This is a genomic window from Rhizobium sp. KNZ14-9A (assembly GCF_056755015.1).
The window spans coordinates 297,417-317,806 of sequence record NZ_JBPGXB010000004.1 but is presented as its reverse complement, the minus strand read 5'-3'; the positions used below and the strand labels follow the sequence as shown (position 1 = coordinate 317,806).

General features: G+C 59.7%; 12 protein-coding genes and 4 pseudogenes. 8 read left to right on the top strand and 8 right to left on the bottom strand.

The annotated features are described in order from the left end of the window. Positions 1 to 47: 47 nt before the first annotated feature. Both ACR9ZQ_RS31895 and ACR9ZQ_RS31890 read right to left on the bottom strand, forming a co-directional pair. Positions 48 to 2,102, bottom strand: a complete 2,055-nt coding sequence (locus ACR9ZQ_RS31895; RefSeq protein WP_310381758.1) for an ATP-binding protein — start codon at positions 2,100 to 2,102, stop codon at positions 48 to 50. A gap of 270 nt (positions 2,103 to 2,372) precedes the next feature. Then, positions 2,373 to 3,908 (bottom strand): sensor histidine kinase, encoded by a 1,536-nt coding sequence (locus ACR9ZQ_RS31890; protein WP_481429639.1) that lies wholly within the window; start codon positions 3,906 to 3,908, stop codon positions 2,373 to 2,375. A gap of 1,262 nt (positions 3,909 to 5,170) precedes the next feature. Here ACR9ZQ_RS31890 and ACR9ZQ_RS31885 point away from each other — a divergent pair. Beyond that, entirely contained in the window at positions 5,171 to 5,470 is a 300-nt protein-coding gene (locus ACR9ZQ_RS31885; protein WP_481429638.1) for a GCG_CRPN prefix-to-repeats domain-containing protein, read from the top strand. Positions 5,471 to 5,582: 112 nt separating this feature from the next. Here ACR9ZQ_RS31885 and ACR9ZQ_RS31880 read toward each other — a convergent pair whose 3' ends face one another. Then, positions 5,583 to 7,697, bottom strand: coding sequence for a carboxy terminal-processing peptidase (locus ACR9ZQ_RS31880; RefSeq protein WP_442206628.1), 2,115 nt, complete (start codon positions 7,695 to 7,697; stop codon positions 5,583 to 5,585). A 538-nt stretch (positions 7,698 to 8,235) separates the two neighbouring features. Between ACR9ZQ_RS31880 and ACR9ZQ_RS31875 the strand changes: the two are divergent. From ACR9ZQ_RS31875 to ACR9ZQ_RS31855, 5 genes and pseudogenes are all read left to right on the top strand, one after another. After that, positions 8,236 to 8,537 (top strand): annotated as a pseudogene (locus tag ACR9ZQ_RS31875) (transposase); the annotation flags it as partial. Between the two features lie 242 nt (positions 8,538 to 8,779). Further along, positions 8,780 to 8,954: pseudogene (locus tag ACR9ZQ_RS31870) on the top strand (histidine/lysine/arginine/ornithine ABC transporter ATP-binding protein); the annotation flags it as partial. Between the two features lie 173 nt (positions 8,955 to 9,127). Continuing rightward, positions 9,128 to 12,376: an adenylate/guanylate cyclase domain-containing protein gene (locus ACR9ZQ_RS31865; protein ID WP_481429637.1), complete on the top strand. Its 3,249-nt coding sequence runs from the start codon at positions 9,128 to 9,130 to the stop codon at positions 12,374 to 12,376. Positions 12,377 to 12,449: 73 nt separating this feature from the next. Continuing rightward, positions 12,450 to 13,130, top strand: a complete 681-nt coding sequence (locus tag ACR9ZQ_RS31860; RefSeq protein ID WP_007822094.1) for a peroxiredoxin-like family protein — start codon at positions 12,450 to 12,452, stop codon at positions 13,128 to 13,130. A 449-nt stretch (positions 13,131 to 13,579) separates the two neighbouring features. Further along, entirely contained in the window at positions 13,580 to 14,413 is an 834-nt protein-coding gene (locus tag ACR9ZQ_RS31855; RefSeq protein WP_481429636.1) for an SMP-30/gluconolactonase/LRE family protein, read from the top strand. 8 nt (positions 14,414 to 14,421) lie between these two features. Here ACR9ZQ_RS31855 and ACR9ZQ_RS31850 read toward each other — a convergent pair whose 3' ends face one another. After that, positions 14,422 to 14,739, bottom strand: coding sequence for an FCD domain-containing protein (locus ACR9ZQ_RS31850; protein WP_481429635.1), 318 nt, complete (start codon positions 14,737 to 14,739; stop codon positions 14,422 to 14,424). A gap of 40 nt (positions 14,740 to 14,779) precedes the next feature. Here ACR9ZQ_RS31850 and ACR9ZQ_RS31845 point away from each other — a divergent pair. Beyond that, positions 14,780 to 15,034 (top strand): annotated as a pseudogene (locus ACR9ZQ_RS31845) (dihydroxy-acid dehydratase); the annotation flags it as partial. 17 nt (positions 15,035 to 15,051) lie between these two features. After that, positions 15,052 to 15,769: pseudogene (locus ACR9ZQ_RS31840) on the top strand (ribonuclease activity regulator RraA). A gap of 30 nt (positions 15,770 to 15,799) precedes the next feature. Here the strand turns inward: ACR9ZQ_RS31840 and ACR9ZQ_RS31835 are convergent. From ACR9ZQ_RS31835 to ACR9ZQ_RS31820, 4 genes are all read right to left on the bottom strand, one after another. Further along, on the bottom strand, positions 15,800 to 16,699 hold the full coding sequence (locus ACR9ZQ_RS31835; protein ID WP_481429634.1) for a carbohydrate ABC transporter permease: 900 nt from the start codon (positions 16,697 to 16,699) through the stop codon (positions 15,800 to 15,802). Between the two features lie 109 nt (positions 16,700 to 16,808). Next, complete coding sequence (locus tag ACR9ZQ_RS31830) at positions 16,809 to 17,741, bottom strand: carbohydrate ABC transporter permease (protein WP_310381732.1); 933 nt, start codon at positions 17,739 to 17,741, stop codon at positions 16,809 to 16,811. 81 nt (positions 17,742 to 17,822) lie between these two features. After that, positions 17,823 to 19,127 (bottom strand): ABC transporter substrate-binding protein, encoded by a 1,305-nt coding sequence (locus tag ACR9ZQ_RS31825; protein ID WP_310381730.1) that lies wholly within the window; start codon positions 19,125 to 19,127, stop codon positions 17,823 to 17,825. A gap of 152 nt (positions 19,128 to 19,279) precedes the next feature. Further along, complete coding sequence (locus ACR9ZQ_RS31820) at positions 19,280 to 20,347, bottom strand: ABC transporter ATP-binding protein (RefSeq protein WP_481429633.1); 1,068 nt, start codon at positions 20,345 to 20,347, stop codon at positions 19,280 to 19,282. Positions 20,348 to 20,390: the final 43 nt, after the last annotated feature.

Here is a 20,390-nt window from a genome sequence, read left to right as displayed (position 1 = left end):
GCTGCAGTCGCGCGAAAAAATGAGTCTCACACAGGTGTCGAGGCTGATCAGCCCTTTGTCGGAATTTCCAGACGTACGACGTTTGCCGATTGGACCACCGAGGTTTTCGCCTTCTCCAGGCAGGCGGCCAGATCCTCGACCTTGAAGGGTTTCGGGACGACCGGACGTCCGACTTCCGTACCGGCCTCCAGCCTGTCGCTATAGCCAGTCATCAGCACGACGGGCAGAGACGCATTTCTGCGGCGGATCTCCTCGGCAAGCTCGATGCCTGACATGCCCGGCATCATGATGTCGCTGACGATCGCCTCGATTTCAGGATGACGGTTCAGGATCTCGATCGCCTCGGGTCCACCTGCGGCGACGAAGATCGTCGGCACGATGCCGTCAAGCGCCAGTCGCACGGATTCCAACGATGCCGGTGTGTCGTCGACGATCATGATTGTACGGGGAAGGTTCGCCGAAGGAGCTGTATCCGCACGCACCGCCCGCGGCTCGTTTGATCGCGGCAGAAGCAAGGTAAAGGCGCTGCCGTGGCCGGCCAGACTTGCGACTTTGACTGCACCGCCGCTGCCGGTGGCGAAACTGTGGACCTGCGTCAGACCAAGGCCCGAGCCACCATTCTTCTTGGTAGAAAAGAACGGCTCGAACACCCGTGCGAGATTTTCCGGGGCAACACCTGTCCCGGTGTCGGAAATCGTCAGCGCGACGAACGGCCCCTCCAGCCCGGAATCCTCGGTGGCGGCGTCGAGCACATTGCGGGCGGAAATGGTGACCTTTCCGCCTGCCGTCATGGCTTCGCGCGCATTCGTCAGGATGTTGATCAGGGCAATTTCAAGCCCCGCAGGATCGACGTGAACCGGCCAGGTATCTTCCGGAACCCTGATCTCCATCAGGATCGCGTCGTTGACGGCTTGGCGCAGCAGCGGAGACAATTCGGCAAGCCTGACGTCCAGCTCGACCTGGGAGGCGCCCTGGTTTGAGCGTCTTGAAAACGACAGCAGCCTTTGCGTGATCGCCTTTCCCCGAGCGACTCCATCGCTCATATGCGCCAGAAGCTGCGTCACACGCTGTTCGTCATTTCGTCGCCTCTTGATGCCCTCCACCCCGGACTGGAAAACCATCAGGAGATTGTTGAAATCGTGGGCCGCCTGCCCCGTCAGCTTTCCAAGCGCATCCATCCGCTGCCAGTTGGCCATACTCTCCCATTCCCGATTTCTGGCGCGCACCTCCCTATAGAATAGGAATACAGCCGAGCCTGACAGCAGGAACGTGAAACAGCTCGCCGTCACGAGCAGCATGGTGGCCCTGCGCGCCAGCCGCTCGTAGTCGGAGACCGGCAGGCCAACCCTCACCCGCCAGGGCGTGTCGGCGAGCGCGACTTCGGCGACCCGAAGCTCCATCCCGTCCTTGAGCGTGGCCGCGCCGATGTCCTGGCCGGAGAAGGTTGCGAATTCGCTGGCCGGATTACCGGCAAGCGCGGGAGCGCCGGTGGATGCCACCAGACGGTCCCGTCCATCGACGATCCAGGCCGACCAGGATCCTGGAAGTCCATTGGCGTAAAGCAGTTTGGTCACGATCGTTGGACGGATCACCACCGACAGGACGGCTTTCAAACGATCGCTTCTCTGGATCGGGGCGCGCAACGCAAAGGCCGCCTGGCCTTTCGGCCCGATGGCGATATTGCCGACCAGGGCGACACCTGTGCGAACCAGGTCGTCGTGGCTTTCCATGTCCACAACGTGCGTATCAGCCGACGGATCGAGCGGCGGAAACGACAGAACCACTTCGCCCTTCTCATTCGAAATGCGGATCTGCTCCCACTCGGGCACCCGATCGCGCAGACGCCGCGCAGTCTCGGCAAAAGCCGCGCGGGGGATCGGTGGGTCGAGGCGGGGAGAGTCGGCGACGATCGAGAGCAACTGGATCTGGCTCTTGAGTTCACGTTGAAGAGTAGCGGCCAGCGTCGCTGCCCGGCCGCGAATGTCATCGTCGAGAGCGGCTTGCTGCTCCTTGATGAAGAACCTTCCCATCAGCGCCGCCAGTATGATGACCGGAATGAGCGACGCCGTAATGAGAAGGAGCGCTGGCCGGGTTTTGTTCAACGGACACTCCGGATGTGTTCTTCGAGCCCTATCAAATAATCCAGGGTAGGAAACTTGCAATGCCAAGCTGCGACGAGACTGAACTTTCCCCCTAAAGATACGCAGTGACAGCAGAGCTGGTATCATAACTCGGCTTCCGAATGGGTATGCTTCAACCCGTCAGACCGCGTCGCCAGCCGGCTGTCGATGCGAATCACGAACGTCATTTGCCTAGGTCTTCCAGATCGCCAGCGGATCACCGTAGATCTGAGGTCCATGGACGTGTGGCGGCTACCGTGCGGTAATCGACAATAGAGCGGTAAAGACGGTACCTTGCGCCCGCTCGGTACCGTAGGTCCCATCCATCTGGCCGACGAAGGATTTGATCAACCTGCTTCCCATGCCGGTTTCCGTTGCAACCGGCTCATATCCGACGCCGTCGTCCGCCACTTCAAGCAGGACCTTGCCGTCGGGACGCTGAAGCAGCCTGATGCGGATATGTCCGTCGGCCCGGCCGACAAAGGCGTATTTCATGCTGTTTGTCAGAAGTTCGTTCAACAGCAATGCAAATGGCGTGGCCTTGTCCGCATCGATCCTGATGTCGTCGATCTCGAAGGTCAGCTTGATTTCGCGATCATGCAGCCCGACCAGCGTGCGAACCAGGTTTGGGACGAACTGCCGTGCAGTGACGCTGCTGAACTGATCGAAGCCGTACATTTGTTCGTGCACCGCCGACATGGCGACGATCCGCTCGTTCACCCTCCGCACGGTTTCGGGCCGCAAGCCCTGCAGCCGGATGAGCGCCATCACGGTCTGCAGATTGTTTTTTACGCGGTGGTGAATTTCCCGCATCAGCACCTGATTGGTTCGAAGCGCCTCGGCGAGTTCGGCGGTGTGGCGCGCGTCCGCATGCGCCAGCCTCAGGATCTTCAATCCGCCGACCACGGCCGCGCAAAGGGCCAGAAGAACGATCAGCGCGGCAATCGAAACATCGGTCCAGAAAGGCTTGAGGATTGCCGCGGTGTCGGCCGATGCGATGGCGACGAAGGGTGTGCGCTCGACGATGCGGTATGCCACCAACCTTTCGACCTGGTCGACGGGTGAGACAGACACATAAGAGCCCGACGTTGCCTTGCGCATATAGTCGGTAAACAGGACGTAGTTGCCGAGATCGACAGCTTCTTTCGGCTCGGGATATCTTGCGATCAGCTTTCCATCGCGCCTCAGGAAGCTCACCGTCGAGCTTGGCCCGAGCGACGCAGCGTCCCAGATCGATCGCAGCATCCCGACATCAAACGCCAGGATCGCGACGGCTTCGAACTTGTCGTTCCGCTCGATGCGCGCGGCCGAGAGGAAGACGTGGCGATCTGTGTTGCGCATGACCGTCATCGCCGACGTATGGTCCTCAGCACCATTGGCCAGGCGGCGGAAAAAGGTCTGGTCGACGATGTCGGCGGGGCTGCTTTCCCGGTCGGTCGAATAGAACAAGGTCCCGTCCGCTGCGACCACATAGGCGGTTGCCGTGGTCGGCAATTCGGCCGTCGCGGCGTTGAACCTTCGAATGCGCTCCCCGTCTGACAAGGCTTCCGCCGTTCCGAAGGCATCATCCATGCGGTGAAGGGTCTGGCGCGCCAGGGAGTTGATCCAGATCGCGTTGGCTGCAACGATCTTGGCCGTGGCTGTGACCTGATCTTCTCCACGCCTGACAGCGGACATGTAGCTCGAATGCAGCCAGAAGCCCAAGACAAGCGAGAGCGCAAGGAACATTGACACGATGGCGGCTATTGCGGCCCTGCCGACAATCGTGAAGCCTTTCGTGAGGCCCATCGAATCCCCATGGATTTAACAGGCAGCACTGTCGGATAGCAGGCTATCAGAGTCAAGGATAGGTTGCAGCCGCCCCACTCTTCCCATTCTCCGCAACCCGATTTAAGGGACGAACACACGCTTTGCGAGCTTGGTGGCCGACGGCTCCGGCTCATGAAATCGGGGCCCAAGACGGTGTTGTCATGATCGGTGACCCAACGGCTCAGGCTCAGGGTCAGCGTGGAAGGCAAGCGATCGGACGAGTCCGGAAGGCTCGACTGTGAAGCGGCTGACATTGCTGCCTCTCGACGAGAATTATGGTATTCTCAAAATTACGGTTATCCTTGGCTGGGAGGCAGTTGATGGTCGCGCGAAGGGACATGACAAGCGACGAATGGAAGTGGCTTGTGCGGCTCTGCCAGCACGAAGCGGATAGCATTCCCAAGGCGATCGAAGCGAGGTTAACCGAACTCGGACTATCCGGGCCGAATGGTCTTTCGAACGAAGCGAGAGACCTGGTTCAACATGAATTGTTGAATGAGCGGCGAAATCGGCTGCAGGGCCTTCATTGAGTTATTGATCGACCACAAAGGTGGTACGCGCTCTCTTGCGCGAGGTCCAATCCGCAAGGCAGGACCTTTCTGCGAGCCGACAGGTGCGACAGTGCTTGCGGCAGCATGCGATCTGTTCCCGACAGACAAGATCGGACTGAACGATACAGTCGTCCGCATCGTCACGCACCAGTCGCAGCCCCACAATAGGAACTATCGCCTCGACCCATCGTTACTTCCGCACAAAAGCGAGGTAACGTCATGAAGAAAATCATAGGACTATCGGCGGCTATCTTTGGATTGGTCTCCACTTGCGCCTTTGCGCAGGCCCCAGCTGAACCATCGCCGCGTCCACCTGCATCGCCAGAATCCAGTAGGGAAAATCCGCCACCTCCGCCGAATTCTTCAAGCAAGAACGAAGAGCGAGCGGACGCTGATTGGCGGTCGCAGCCGAGGGAGCGCGGCGCCCGGTTCCACATCGAGAACGGCCAGACCAGGATCGACCTCAGGTGCGCCGACGGGGACTCCACGAAGGACTGCGCCGACGCAGTTCTGCAGGTGCTGGAGCATTTGCAAACGTCCAATTCCGGCAACAACGATCGACGCGGCGATGACCGACGTGATCGCTGGGAGCGCGACTAGCAGCTAAAGCTGTCCCTCGGGTGAACGGCGTTTTCAGCCTCGGTTCACCAGGACAGGCGCTAAATCCCTCCGACAATCGGAGAAAAGAAGATGCGAAAACTTCTAGTCACTATAGCCCTTCTCGCAGCCGGAATAACGGCTGAAGCCGCAAATGCCGCGCCTGTCGGCAGCATGACGGCGCCAGCAGCCTCGAACATCATAACCGTCGATTTTGCATGTGGCCGCGGTTATCACCTGAGCCCGCGCGGCTTTTGCCGACCCAATCGGTGGGCACCGCCGCCGCGACGCTACTACGGTTGGGATCGCAGCTACGGTTGGGATCGTCCCCATCGCGGCTGGCGCGAATACAGGCGCTACGAGCGCTGGGATCGCGATCGCGACTGGCGGTGAGCACTCCTTTCGCCGGCCGGAATCTCGATCACCTGCTATAGTTCATGCCGGTGATCGACCGCCGCCGTCATGGCTGGACTACCCGGAGCACCACGAAATTGATCGGGCATGACTATTTGCCCGTATCCCCCGATTGTTTCGTAGCTGCCCGCAACACGCCTTTCTGCAAATCCGCCTCGTCGGCAAGAATGGCCGCCGCCTCGTTCAGCAAGACGTCTTTTGCTTTCTTGCGTGCATTTTCAATGGCAATATCGGCACTCAGGCTGCGCTCGTTTGACTCCAGGCCATCATCTCCACCAGGATCTTCGCCATCGCCTAACTCGGCTCGAGACTTCCGTCGATTTTCTCGAGCGGTCGCTTCCTTGCGACGTTCGGCTTCATTGAGAGAGATAATCCCCTTCTCGCGCTGCGCCTTCAGGTCGGCAATATCCTTTACGAGACCTTGGAAGTCCGGATCGCTCGCAACCCGCCCGTCATGGCGGCTTTGCAATGTCGGCAGCAACTTCGTAACCGTGTCGGCGGGCGTGTAGTTCGCGGGCTTGATCTGCGCCCACGGCAGGGCATTGTCATAACTGGTCTCGCCGAAGCTCGTCGGATCGGAAAGTCCAGGCAAACTGATATCAGGCGTCACACCGCGCAACTGCGTCGTACCGCCGTTGACCCGGAAAAACTGGGCAATCGTCACTTTCAGTTCCCCGAATTCGGGTTTGCTGTTGCGAACCATCTGGTCAAGGTCGACGACGGTCTGAACCGTCCCCTTCCCGAAACTGGGTTCGCCGACGATCACGCCTCGACCGTAATCTTGGATTGCCGCAGCAAAAATCTCTGAAGCCGATGCCGACCCGCGATTGATCAGGACACCCATCGGGCCTGTCCAGACAGGTGCTGCAAACTCAGCGCTTCTGACCTCAACCTTACCATCGCTGCCGCGTTGCTGAACGACCGGGCCATTGCCGATGAACAGACCGGTTAAATCAATCGCCTCGTCCAATGAACCGCCGCCATTGTTGCGCACGTCAATGAGAACGCTATCGACCTTTTCTTGCTTCAGTTCATCGAGAAGCTTGGCGACATCGCGGCTTGCACTTTTATAGTCCTTGTCGCCTTTGTGCCGAGCCTCAAAATCCTCGTAGAATGTTGGCAGAGTAATCACCCCGATTTTGCGCGTGACGTCGCCCACGTTCACGGACAGCACGGTCTTTCTGGCGGCCTGCTTATCGAGACTGATTTTATCGCGCACAAGGCTGACAACGCGGTGTGCGCCATCTGCGCCGGCATCCGCCGGCAGGATGTCCAAGCGCACGACGGAGCCCTTTTTCCCGCGTATCAATTGCACGACTTCATCAAGGCGCGTGCCTACCACTTCTTTTATCGCACCATCCTTGCCTTGACCGACGCCGGTAATGCGGTCTCCGACCGAGAGCTTGCCGGACAACTGGGCCGGACCGCCAGGCACGAGCTCGCGGATCGTCGTGTAGTCGTCGCGCTCCTGCAGTACCGCACCGATACCAAACAGTGAAAGCTTCATCGAGATATTGAAGTCGGCCGAAGCGTTCGCGCCAAAATAGTCCGTGTGCGGATCGATCGACGTCGCATAGGCATCCATGAACAACTGGAAAACGTCGTCGCTTTTATACTGGTAGGCGCGCTCAAGAGCGTTTGCGTAGCGTTTGTCGAGCGTTTCGCGAATAGCCGCGTCGGTTTTGCCGGCGAGTTTCAACGGCAACCAATCGCTTTTGACGCGCTTGCGCCAAAGCTCATTGCTCTCGGCTTCCGACTGCGGCCAGGGCTCTTTGTCGCGCAGTACGGAATAATTTTCCTGCACACTGAAATCGAAGTCCTGCTTAAGCAAATTGCGCGCGTAGTTCATGCGATCGACAATACGCTGTTCATACGCGTTGAAGATCGCAAACGGGATCTTCAAATCCTTCTGTTCGATGGCGTCGTCGATCTCGCTGCGGTCAGACATGAACCTGTCGATGTCGGCTTGCAGGAAGAGCACATGGTCCGGATCCAGTGACTTGATAAACTGATCCATAATTCTGGCCGACAAGGCATCGTCGAGTGCAATGGGCCTGTAACTGTATCGCGTGAGAAGTTGTGCACTCAACTGCGCGGCTTGCGCCTGTTGCTTTAGCGGCGCCAAAACAGGCGGTGATGCGACTTCAGCATAGGCGGACTGCGCGACTGCAAGAAATGCAGCAAGAAAAAGGTATGGTATGCGCATTCAGCTTCGATCCAATTCTTAGTGCCTGTTGTCGATGTGCGATCTAGGCGGGTAATTATGGTTTTTTGGCAACCAAATGGTAAACGGCATGGTTTGCAAAGCCGCGAAAAACCATCCGGCACGATCGGTCGGGAGGCAGTGAAGCCCATCGGGGCTTCAGCATAGCACCACGCAAAGCGCGCGGGAAAGCGGGAATTCGCGTCACACGAGGTCGTGACAAGGGCAGCCGCAGGAGCTTCAGGATAGCGGTCCGCAGGGAAGCGGGGCCAACTGCCCTAGGACTTCGCGTTCCGCCTTCGGGCCGCGCTCGCCACAAGTCGCGATCCTCACACCTGCCAACCAGCCAGCACTGCCTCACCTTCTTCAGTTCACCCCGGGTTCGGCAAGTGACCGCCTACCGACGCATGTCGTATTGATATACTGATGCATTAGCGCTTTAGAACCTCTTTGCGTAGCATGACGTGCCCCCGTCAAATTGGGCCATTCAGACCTGGGATTTTCCACTTATGATCCCCGTTCGGAAGAAGAGGAGAATTCGATGAAGGCCTCGAAGTTTTCAGAAGCGCAGATCGCGTTCGTTTTGAAGTAGGCAGAGGAGGGAACGCCGATCGGTGAAGTCTGCCGCAAGGCAGGAATTTCGGACGCGACCTTCTACAACTGGCGCAAAAAATACGCAGGGCTGATGCCCTCGGAGATGAGGCGTCTGCGGCAGCTCGAGGAGGAGAATGCCAAGCTCAAGCGGATGGTGGCCGACCTGTCGCTGGACAAAGCCATGCTTCAGGACGTGCTGTCAAAAAAGCTCTGAGGCCTGCCCGCAAGCGCAAGCTTGTCGACACTTTGAGAGGCGGTGAAATCGCCATGGCTGCGACGGCGGCACCGGCGGAAAGGAGTGCGCTCCTGCGTGTCATGGAAGAAAAGGTCTGGGTCATTTTCGGCTGCCTGCGGCTTCTTCGTTGAGGCATCAGGCGACAGTGAGTTCGTCTGACGGTCTGATAGTGCCGCAAGCGTGGGGCGCTCACAATTGCGCCAATAGTCTCGATTTTATTGCGAAATCTGAAATGGGGACGGTGGTCGACGGTCCCGATGGCCGCATTATGCTGATCGTGACGCACGAGATGGAGTTTGCGCGCGACGTTTCCAATAAGGTTTCTTCACGAGGGTGTCATCGAAGCAGCCGGCGCGCCTGCCGAGCTTTTCACGCAGCCGAAATCCGAACGATTTCGGCAGTTTCTGTCAGGGCGAGGCGACGCCGTTTGACGTGCGCTTCAGATCCCGTTCGCAGCCTGGTATTCAACGCTGACACGTCAATCCGACCACTTGTTTAGTGCTTGCAGGCAAGTGGCAGCAGGTTCATGCTTGTCTTCGCTTTTGAAGCCCGCCAGTAGCGGCTGATCAGCCGAACAAAGTGGGCTCTTCGTGAGACGCGTGCGATGGAATGCGCCGGCTGCGGTTTCGACATTCAAAGCGGTTTTGCTTTCTGTCCGCGATGCGGCGCAAAGCAGCCGCTCTTGTGTGCTGGCTGCGGCTACTCATGTCAGCCCGATTTCGCCTTCTGCCCCCGTTGCGGCGCGTCGCTTGCCAGCAAAATGCAGCCCGTCCTGAAGTCAAGTACCGAGGTGGCGGTACCGGAAAAATCAGACAGCGATGCCGATCGGCGGCCGGTGACCGTGCTCTTTGCCGATCTCTGCGGCTTCACCACTCTGAGCGAGCAGATCGACCCCGAAGTCATGCGGGCGCTGCAGAACGAATTGTTCGAAGAGATGACCCGGGCGGTTGAAACTTATGGAGGCTTCGTCGACAAGTTCGTCGGCGATGCGCTGCTGGCGTTGTTCGGCGCGCCTGTGGCGCATGAGGACGATCCGATCCGAGCGCTCAACGCGGCGCTCGACATGATCGATCGGGCCACCGAGGTCGGCACGCGCTGGCGTTCACGCGCCCGCGTACCGCTGCGGCTGCATATCGGCATCAATAGCGGACCTGTCGTCACCGGCGGTTTCGGTGCGGTTGGCGCAAAGTCCTATTCTGTCACCGGCGACACGGTGAATACGGCACAGCGCCTGCAGTCCATGGCCGGCGAAAACGACATCCTCGTCGGGCCGCTGACCTATCGCCTCACCCGTCATGCCTTTGCCTTCGATAGTCTCGGCGCACAGACACTGCGGGGCAAAAGTGGTAACGTCCATGTCCATCGACTGACAGGGCTCCTGGAAGCGCCGCATACCGCGCGGGGGCTCGAAAGTTTCGGCCTGCAAGCGCCGATGATCGGACGGGACGCGGAACTGTCGCGGTTGCTGACATGCCTCGATCTTGCCTGCGGCGGCACGGCACAGGTTGTTCGCTTGATCAGCGAAGCGGGCATTGGCAAATCACGCCTGGCGAATGAATTCGTGACAATCGCCGGCAATGCCGGCCGTTTCCCGGGCCTCGCCATTCGCAAAGCCACTTGCTCTCCCCTCGGCGAACAATCCTATGGTACGCTTGCCGCCGTGGTGCGGAGCGCCTACAGCGTCGGCGAGCGGGATGATCCCGACAGGACGCGGCAACTGCTGTCGACGGGGTTTCGCGCGTTGGATTTCACGCAGGAGGAAGTCGAGGGGCTTTTGCCGCTCTTCCTGCATGTCCTCGGCCTCGGTGACCCCGACGGCGCGTTGCGGCATATCGAGCCGGAGCAGTTGCGGCGGCAGATCTTCTATGCGGTCCGCACCGTCTTCGAGCGGCGGCTGGGACAGGGTCCGCTGCTGCTCGTTATCGAGGATCTGCATTGGGCGGACGCCGCCTCGCTGGAAGTGCTTCGCTTCATGATGGACCGGCTGGAGCGCAGCCGGCTGATGCTGCTTGCGATCTACCGGCCGACATCGCAGACCGACCCGCTGAATTCCCATCGTGTCAGCGTCACCGTGCAACGCCTTGGTCCGCTCACGGCAGCCGACGGGCAGAAGCTGCTTGCCGCGTTTTTCGGCGAGGCTCACGGAAAGCTGCCGGTCTCGATGCGAAAGCGCATCCTTGAGCGGGCCAGCGGAAATCCGCTTTTCATCGAGGAAATCCTTCGGGGACTGATCGACATTGGCACGTTGCATCATGACGGTCAGCACTGGCATGTTGCGGCCGAAGACACGGATGTCGATATCCCGGTCAATCTGCAAGCGCTGCTGCTTGCCCGCGTCGATCGTCTGCCGCAGGAGATAAGGCGGTCGGCGCAAGAGGCGGCGGTGGTGGGACCGAAGTTCGATACCGCGCTCCTGCGCACCGTCGCCACCGATCCGGCCGGCATCGATGCTGCATTGGATTACCTCTGCGACGCCAATATCATCGAGGAACTGCGCGGCCCCGATGCCGCTGTATCGCCGGGCTATCGATTCAGCCAGACGCTGATGCATGACGTCATCTACCATAATCTCCTGCTGCAAAGACGCATGGAGCTTCATCGACGGATCGGCCAGTTTCTGGAACGCCAATATGGCGCCTCTCCCGACCGGCCCGAGCATCTGGCGCTGCTCGGCCACCACTTCAGCCTAACCACCGAAAGAGCCAAGGGAGCAGCCTATCTGATGGCGGCGGGCGATCTGGCGCGCAAGACCTACGCCAATGACGATGCGATGCGCCTTTACCGCCAGGCGCTTGCTGCCTTCGCAAACGAAGCGGAGGTGACGCCGGAGCAACCGGCACTCCTGGAGCGCCTTGCCGATCTCTGCGGCCCGGCCGGTCTGCGCGACGCTGCGTTGAACCATTACCAATGCGCGCTTGCGATCCATCGCTCCAAGGACGACCCCATCGCCGCAGCTAGGATACTGCGAAAGATCGGCCGCCTGCATCTCGATGCCGGGCGCCGCGATCAAGCGGAAACACATTGCGCCGAGGCTGAAGCACTGATCGCGGCGATCGATGCGCCGGTCGAACATGCGCATCTTCTACAGGAGCGCGGTCATCTGGCCTTCCGCATGGGGGATCAGGCCGCTGCCGCCGAGTGGGCCACGCAAGCCCTACAACGCCTGCAAACGCTACCGATCGACGGAACGACTGAGGCCGGACGGGAGGCAGCGCGCGCGATGGCGGAGGCGCTGAACACCAAGGGTGCCGCGCTTGCGCGGCTCGGGCGGCGGCGCGATGCCGTGCAGGAAGTGGAACACAGTCTTTCCGTCGCCGAAAAGGCCGATCTGCAAAGTGCCGCCTGTCGCGCCTATTCCAATCTCGGTGTCCTCTACACCATCGTCGATCCGGGCAACGCCATCAGGATCTGCCGGCGCGGACTAGAGGTGGCGACCCGTATCGGCGATCTCGGCTTCCAGGCGCGCCTTCTCGCCAATCTCGCAGTCTCCTGCTGCACTTTCACCGATCGCTGCGCCGCCGAAGGCGTGCCGGCGGCGGAAAAGGCCGTCGAAATCGACCGGGCGCTCGATCAGCGCGATCATCTCTCCGTGCCGCTGATTGTGCTCGCCCAGATTCATCAGTGCCATGGGCAGCCGAAGCTAGCTCGTAAGTATTACGAGGAAGCCCTTGAGGTTGCGAAGGAAATTGACGAGCCGCAATTGCTCTTTCCGTGCTATGATGGTCTGGCGACACTCAGCCTCGACCATGACGACATAGACGAGGCGGAACGGTATTTCACGCTGGCACAGGATGTATGCATCCGCCACAACCTCGATCCAGCCACGCTCGTCGTATTGCCGTTCCTCGACTGACTGTCCCCGTTGCAACGACTGCAGGAGATCGATGAGGAGAATCGTATCCAACGCATAAAGGGAGGAATGAAAGATGCAGGAGAACCACGTAGCAAAACCATTGCAGCCAGGAGATCGCGCGCCGAACGTGGTGCTGGATGCGATCACCCGCCAGGGCAAGATCGCTATTGACGATTTTCGCGGCCAGAAGCCGGTGCTCGTCGGGTTGTTCCGCGGACTGCATTGCCCCTTCTGTCGCCGGCAGATCGCCGCTATGGCCGAACTCACCGATGCCCTACAGGAGAAAGGCATCGATAGCCTGACCGTCGTCAACACGCCGATCGATCGCGCCCGCCTCTATTTCCGCTACCACCCGCTTCCCAATCTGCTGGCGGCTTCCGATCCGGAACGGGTATCGCACAAGGCCTTCGGCCTGCCGAACCTTCAGTTCACGGAAAACGAGAACGACTGGCCGCACAAAGTCAGCATGAGCACTGTGTCCTCGATGCAGATCGACATGCCGGGCGAGCTTCCGGCGCCCATGGGCGTGATGGAGGCGGTGGAATATCTCGACAAGGCGGATGGCTATGAATTCACCGAGGACGACACGCAGATGATCGCCACCGGCCACGGCCAACTTGTCGGCGAATTTCTGCTCGATCGAGATGGCGTCGTGCGTTGGTGTTTCACCGAAGTCGAGGATGGTGGCCGCCATATGTTCGGCGGCCCCGCCCCGCGGGAGGTGATGTCGGCAGCTTCGAACATGGCAGTCTGAGACGAATTGCTGGTGCGACAAGCGACGACAAGATTATGTCGTCGCTTGAAGGACTGATGGTGACCGATCTTCTGGTTACCGAGAACATGGATGGGGAAAACACAACCATTCATCGTGGCGGATCCCACACCCGCAGTCCTGACAGCCGCTACCACCCGTCGCGTAAAAAGCTGCCGCGCAAACCTCATCCCCGAGGCCCAGAGGATCCTTGTCCGCCGCCCACGCCAAAATCCCGTTCGTTTGGATAAAATCTCAATTAGTTTGGATGTCATCGCAGGGCTGAAACTGGAAACGCAGGTCGCGGGCACCTACCTAAGTTATTGGTCCTACGCAGTCGGCGTTTGAGAATACGATTCTGGAATTCCAATAAGCTTAGCTAGAATTACGATTTTTTTGATCCAGAATTCCCTTCTTTTGGTGCTGACACGGCGAGGCAAGCCTGGGGCGAAATGACGATCACATTCGAAGTCTTCTCCGACCACTGGGCGCATCTCGGCGAGAGCCCGGTCTGGTCGGAGAATGAAAATTGCATCTGGTGGGTTGATACCGATGGCCGCAGGCTGCTTCGCACCGATTCGGCAACCGGCAAGACCTTGACATGGGACGCACCCGAAGCAGTCGGCTGCATCGCATTGCGGACAGATGGCACGTTGCTCGCAGGCCTTGCGACCGGCATTTTCCTCTTTGATCAGCGAACAGGCCTGTTCAAGCGCGTCTGCGCGCCTGAAAGCCGCGTGGATGTCCGCTTCAACGATGGTACGCTCGATCCGGCCGGCCGGCTCTGGGCCGGCACGATGCAGCGAGAGATTGCATCGCCAGCGGGATCGATCTTCTGCATCGAGCCCGATTTTAGCCACCGCCGGGTCTTCGAAGATTTCTGGACGCCGAATGGCCTGGCCTTCGATCCGATACGGCAGAGAATGTATTTTTCCGATTCCCATCCTTCGGTTCAGACCATCTGGGCCTGCGACTACGATCTCGCCACCGGCACGCCGTCCAACCGGCGGGTCTTTGCGACCACGCATGCCTTTGCTGGACGGCCCGATGGCGCATTCGTCGATGAGGACGGCGTCTACTGGATTGCCGGTGTCGGCGGCTCGCAGTTGCTGCGCTTTGCGCCATCGGGTGAGCCGCTTGAGCCGGTGGAGCTACCGGTAACCCACCCGACCAAGCTCGTGATGAACCGGACAATGCCGCGCACGGTCTTCGTCACCACGCGACGCATGGCTGATCCGGATCAGAGCGACGCCTCCGGCCATCTCCTGCGCTGCCTGCTTGCCTGAGGCTGCCCTTAGCGCCGGACGAAATCGGGATATTGTTCGCAGATGAGATCGATGATCGACAGCGTGCCGGACAGGTGCTTGCGCATGGCCGCGACCGCCCTTTCAGGCTCGCCGGAGCGAACCGCTTCAATGATCGTACGATGATCGGCAAGCACCGTCTCCAACTTGCCGGGCATCGGCAGGTTGAGGCGGCGCAGCCGGTCGAGATGGACGCTCAGACGCCGCACCGTTGCCCAGAGGCCCAGAATGCCGCTGCGCTCAAAGAGCACGCGATGGAAATCCCTGTCGAATGAATCGAATTGGTCAAACTCATCCGCCGAGGCCACCGTCTCCTGTTGCCGAAGTACCCGCTCCAATACGTGCGCCGTCGGCGGCCCGCTCGCTTTGTTGAAAACCGGCGATATCGTTCGCCTCGATCTCGAAGCCCGCCGAATCGACATGCTTGTCGACGATGAGGAACTGGCCCGCCGCCGTGCCGCCTGGCTCAAGCCGGCGGAAAAGTTCGGCCGCGGCTACGGCTGGATGTTTGCCCGCCACATCGCCCAGGGCGATACGGGCTGCGATTTCGATTTTCTGGAAACCGGCTTTGGCCCCACTCCAGGCGAGCCGGATATCTATTGATTTCAGGAGGACAAGATATGACCATCACTTTGAGCCAGCAGACGCGTGAGAAGCTGAAGGGCGTTTCGACCGCAACCCTTTGTGCCGCTCTTTTCAAACGCGGCCTGCGCAACCAGTTCATCCAGGATGTGCGCCCGCTCTCGCAGAAGAAGACCAACATGGTCGGCCAGGCTTTCACGCTGCGCTATATCCCGGCGCGCGAAGACCTGAACACGCTTGATGTCTTCCGCAATCCGGAACATCCCAGCGCGCCGCCGTCGAGCGCTGCCCGCCGGGCGCCGTGTTGATCATGGACAGCCGGCGGGATGCGCGTGCTGCCTCCGCCGGCTCGATTCTCGTCTCGCGCCTGCAGGTGCGCGGCGTTGCCGGCGTCGTTACCGACGGTGGTTTCCGCGACAGCCCCGAAATCGCCGGTCTCGATATTCCCGCCTATCACCACCGGCCATCGGCGCCGACCAACCTGACCCTGCATCAGGCGAGATCAATGTTCCGATCGGCTGCGGCGATGTTCCTGTCTTCCCCGGCGACGTCGTGGTCGGCGACAATGAGGGCGTCGTGGTCATCCCCCTGCATCTTACCGAGGAAATCGCCGACGAGGCCGTCGAGATGACGGCCTACGAAGATTTCGTTACCGAGGAGGTGCTCGGCGGCGCGACCATCATCGGGCTCTACCCGGCGACCAGCGAAGCACCGCGCGAAAAGTTTGCGCAATGGCGTAAGAGGAATAACCGGTAGGAGCGAAAAGGGGCAGCTTTTGCCCCTTTTTCATTCCTTGACGGCGCCTGTCATCGACGAGACGTAATAGTCCACGAAGAACGAATAGAGGATGACGACGGGCAGCGAGCCGAAGAGAGCTCCCGCCATCAGCGATCCCCATTCGAACACATCGCCACGCACCAACTCCGTCAGCACGCCAACGGGGATCGTCTTGTTCTCCGACGACTGGATGAAGGTCAGGGCGTAGATGAACTCGTTCCACGACAGAGTGAAGGCGAAGATGCCGGCCGAGATCAGGCCGGGCACTGCCAATGGCAGGATGATCTTCGTCAGGATCTGCCAGCGATTGGCGCCATCCACCAGTGCGCTTTCCTCCAGTTCGAACGGGATCGAGCGGAAGTAACCCATCAGAAGCCAGGTGCAGAAGGGAATGAGGAAGGTCGGATAGGTGAAGATCAGCGCGAGCCGCGAGTCATAGATCCCGAGCTTGAAGACGATGAAGGCAAGCGGAATGAACAGGATCGATGGCGGCACGAGATAGGCGAGGAAGATGACGAGGCCGACGGAACGGGAGCCGGTGAAGCGGACGCGCTCGATCGCATAGGCGCCGAAGACCGACGCAACAAGCGACAGGAAGGTCGAGCAGACTGCGACGAGGATCGTGTTCCACATCCAGCCCGGATAGGACGTTTCGAGGAACAGATATTTGATATGTGCAAGCGTCGGCCCGACCACCCAGAACGGGCTGTAATTGCTGTAGTCGGTCAGTTGTTCGTTCGGCTTCACCGCGGTGACCGCCATCCAGTAGAATGGGAAGAGCAGCACGAAGACGAAAACCGCCATCGGCAGGTAGAGCATCACCACCCGCCGTGGCAGGCGGTTCAGGTAGCTCATACCTTCGGCATTGTCGGTCAGGACGACATTGGCGGTGTTGGAATTGGTCGACATATCTTCCTCCCTAGAGCATTTCCGTTTCTTCAAACCATGGAAATGCCCTGTCTCTTTGTTTTCACGCAATTCCGACGCAAGACCGCTGCACGCTTTTGCTGGAATTTCCCTAATCCTGTCCGCCCTGCTGCCATTTGCGGCGCTGCAGGCCAAAGAAGCTGAACATGATCGCGCCGAGCAGGAAGGGGATCATCGCGACTGCGATCGCGGCACCCTCGCCGAGCTGGCCGCCGGGAATTCCGCGCTGAAAGGACAATGTTGCCATCAGATGCGTGGCGTTGACCGGCCCGCCCTTGGTCAGCACGTAGATGAGCTGGAAATCCGTGAAGGTGAAGAGCACTGAGAATGTCATCACGACGGCGATAATCGGCGTCAGCATCGGCAGCGTCACATAGCGGAAGCGCTGCCAGCTGGTCGCCCCGTCAAGCGACGCTGCCTCCTGCAGCGAGACCGGAATGGTCTGCAGGCCGGCAAGCAGCGAGATCGCCACGAAGGGAATGCCGCGCCAGACATTGGCGATAATGACTGAAATGCGCGCATTTGTGGGATCACCGAGGAAGTTGATCGGCGCGTCGATGAGACCAAGCTCCATCAGCGACCAGGAAATGATCGAAAACTGGGAATCGTAGATCCACCAGAAGGCCAGGCCGGACAAAACGGTCGGCACGACCCAGGGCAGAAGCACGATCGCCCGGAAGAAGCTCTTGAACGGCAAATGTTGGTTCAGAAGCAGCGCCAGCCAGAGACCAAGCACGAATTTCAGTATCGAAGCGACGAAGGTGTAGAGGACGGTGTTGAAGACCGACAGCCAGAAGACGTCATCCTCCATCAGGTATTGGTAGTTCTCCAACCCGATGAAGATACCGTCGCGGCCGATGCGCGTATCGGTGAAGCCGAGCCAGACGCCGAGCCCCAGCGGATAGGTCAGGAAGCAGACCAGGAAGACCGCCGCCGGCAGCATGAACAGGAAGCCGAGCACGTTGTTGTTCTGCAGGAGCGAGGATGTCGGTCCGCGCGTATCCCCGGAATTCACCGTCGACATTGCTTATCTCCAGATTGCGATATGCCCTAGAGACTTGCGGCACGTCGTTTCCGGCATGCCGCAAGTCTTGGAAAAATAGGATCAGACGCGATAGTAGCGGTTCGCCCGGCGCTCGGCCTCCTTCATTGCATCCTCTGGCGACCTCTGGCCGGTGACGGCCGCGGCATACATGTCGACCAGCACGTAGTCGGCCATGGTCGCGGCCGAGGCATAGCCGAGCGGGCCGGCATAGCCGTTCGGGCGCAGCTTTTCCGAGGCGCGCGCGTAAGGCGCATGGATCGGATCAGCAGTCCAGATCGGGTTCTTGGCGAATTCCTTGAGCGGCTGGCAGCAATAGGCGCTGGAGCCCTGGATCCAGGCATTCATCTGATCGGCTTCCATCATGAACTTGATGTAAGCCTTTGCTGCTTCAGGATATTTGCTGTGCTTGAAGAGAAGCAGCGAACTTGTCTGGTAAAGCTCGACGCTCTGGCCGACCGGGCCGATCGGGAAGTTCGTCGTGCGAATGTCCTTGGTGATTTCTGCAAGCTTGGGATCGCTCTTTGCGGTGTAGTAGACCGACACACCGTTGGCGATCAGCGAAACCTGGCCGGCGAGGAAGGCGCGGTTGTTGTTGACGTCCTGCCAGCTTTCCGTGCCCGGAATGAAGGTCGCATAGAGCTCCTTGGCATAATTGATCGAAGCCAGCGTTTCCGGGCTGTTGATCGTCACCTTGCCGCCTTCGTCGACCATCTTGCCGCCGTGGCTCCAGAGCAGCCAATGGGCATAGTTGTTTCCGTCGCCGACGGCCTTGCCGTGCGGGAAGCCGGCGGGCGTGCCCTTAGCCTTCATCGCCTTGCAAAGCTCAAGGAAGCCTGCGGTATCCTTGGGGAATTCGCTGAAGCCCGCCGCCTTCACATGACTGTCGCGATAGACCACGGCATTGCCGATCGCCGTCAACGGCATGGCGATGAATGTATCTCCGCGCGAGGCATAACCTTTGACGCCATCGTACCAGCCGCCATATTTGTTGCCGAGATAGTTGGCGAGCTCGGTCAGGTCGACCAGCTTGTCCGGATACTGATGAGCATCATCGAACCAGCACATGATGAGATCCGGACCGGAACCGACATTGGCCGCAACCGCAGCTTTTGGGCGAATGTCCTCCCAGCTCTCCTTGTCGATGCGCACCTCGACACCGGTCGCCTCAGTGAATTTCTTGGTGTTTGCAAGCCAGGCTTCCTCATCGCCTTTCACGAAGGGTGTCCAGCGCAGCAGCCGCAGGCTCGCGCCGCTTTCCGGCTTATAGGCCGGTTCGGCCTGTGCGAAAGAAGGCCTGATGCCCAGACCGGCGATGCCGGCTGCGGCTGCCGAAGCAGCAAGAAATTCACGTCTCTTGATCGTCATGATATTCCTCCTCCTTGAAAAACGCGGGAGAGAATTCTCCGACATTCATCTCCCGCTTGATGAACGACGGTATCTGCATCCGGAAATGGGATGCCTGCCATCTGACGACTGAACGGGAAGACTCCTCCTCTCCCGCGCACCGCCTGAAGGCGTCAGCTGGTTAATCTCCGGCCACCTTCGGCATCGAAGAGATGAACATGCGAGGCGTCGATTGCGACATTCAGGCTTTCGCCTGGGCGCGCGTTGACGCGTTCACGGAAGACGCAGTTGAGATCGCTGCCGCCGAACTTCAGCGTGAGATGCGTCTCGTAGCCGGTCGGCTCGATCACAACGATCTCGCCCGGCAGACCGCCCGCGTCGAGCGAAATATATTCCGGGCGGAGCCCATAGACGAGGTCACGCCCTTTTGCACTGTCCGGAGGATTGGCGACCGGTAGCGCCGTGCCGTCGGCGGCGATGAAACGTATGGGATTCTCGGGATCGAGCCTGCCCTTGATCATGTTCATCGCAGGTGAGCCGATGAAGCCGCCGACGAAGAGATTGGCCGGCTTGTCGTAGAGTTCCAGAGGCGAGCCCACCTGTTCGACAATCCCGTCATGCATGACGACGATCTTGTCGGCCATGGTCATCGCTTCGATCTGGTCGTGGGTGACGTAGACAGTGGTGGTCTTCAGCCGCTGGTGCAGTTCCTTGATCTCGGCGCGCATGGCGACACGCAGCTTTGCATCGAGATTGGAGAGCGGCTCATCGAAGAGGAAGACTTCCGGATCGCGCACGATGGCGCGGCCCATCGCGACACGCTGGCGCTGGCCGCCGGAAAGCTGGCGCGGATACCGGTCGAGCAGTGCATCGAGCCCGAGAATGCCGGCGGCGTATTTCACGCGCTTTTCGGCTTCGGCCTTCGGCGCCCTGTTGAGCATCAGCGAAAAGCCCATGTTCTGCTGCACCGTCATATGCGGGTAAAGCGCGTAGTTTTGGAAGACCATGGCGATGTCGCGGTCCTTCGGCGGCAAAGTGTTCACCACCCGCCCGCCGATCCGGATTTCGCCGGCGGAGATATTTTCCAGCCCTGCCAGCATGCGCAGCAGCGTGGACTTACCGCAGCCGGAAGGCCCGACCAGGATCACGAACTCCCCGTCGGCAATATCGATGTTCACGCCTTTAATGACCGGAAACGCACCGAACGATTTGCGGACATCCGCGAATTGAACACCTGCCATACTCCCTCCTCCCAGATATCGAGCACTACACGCTATGTATACG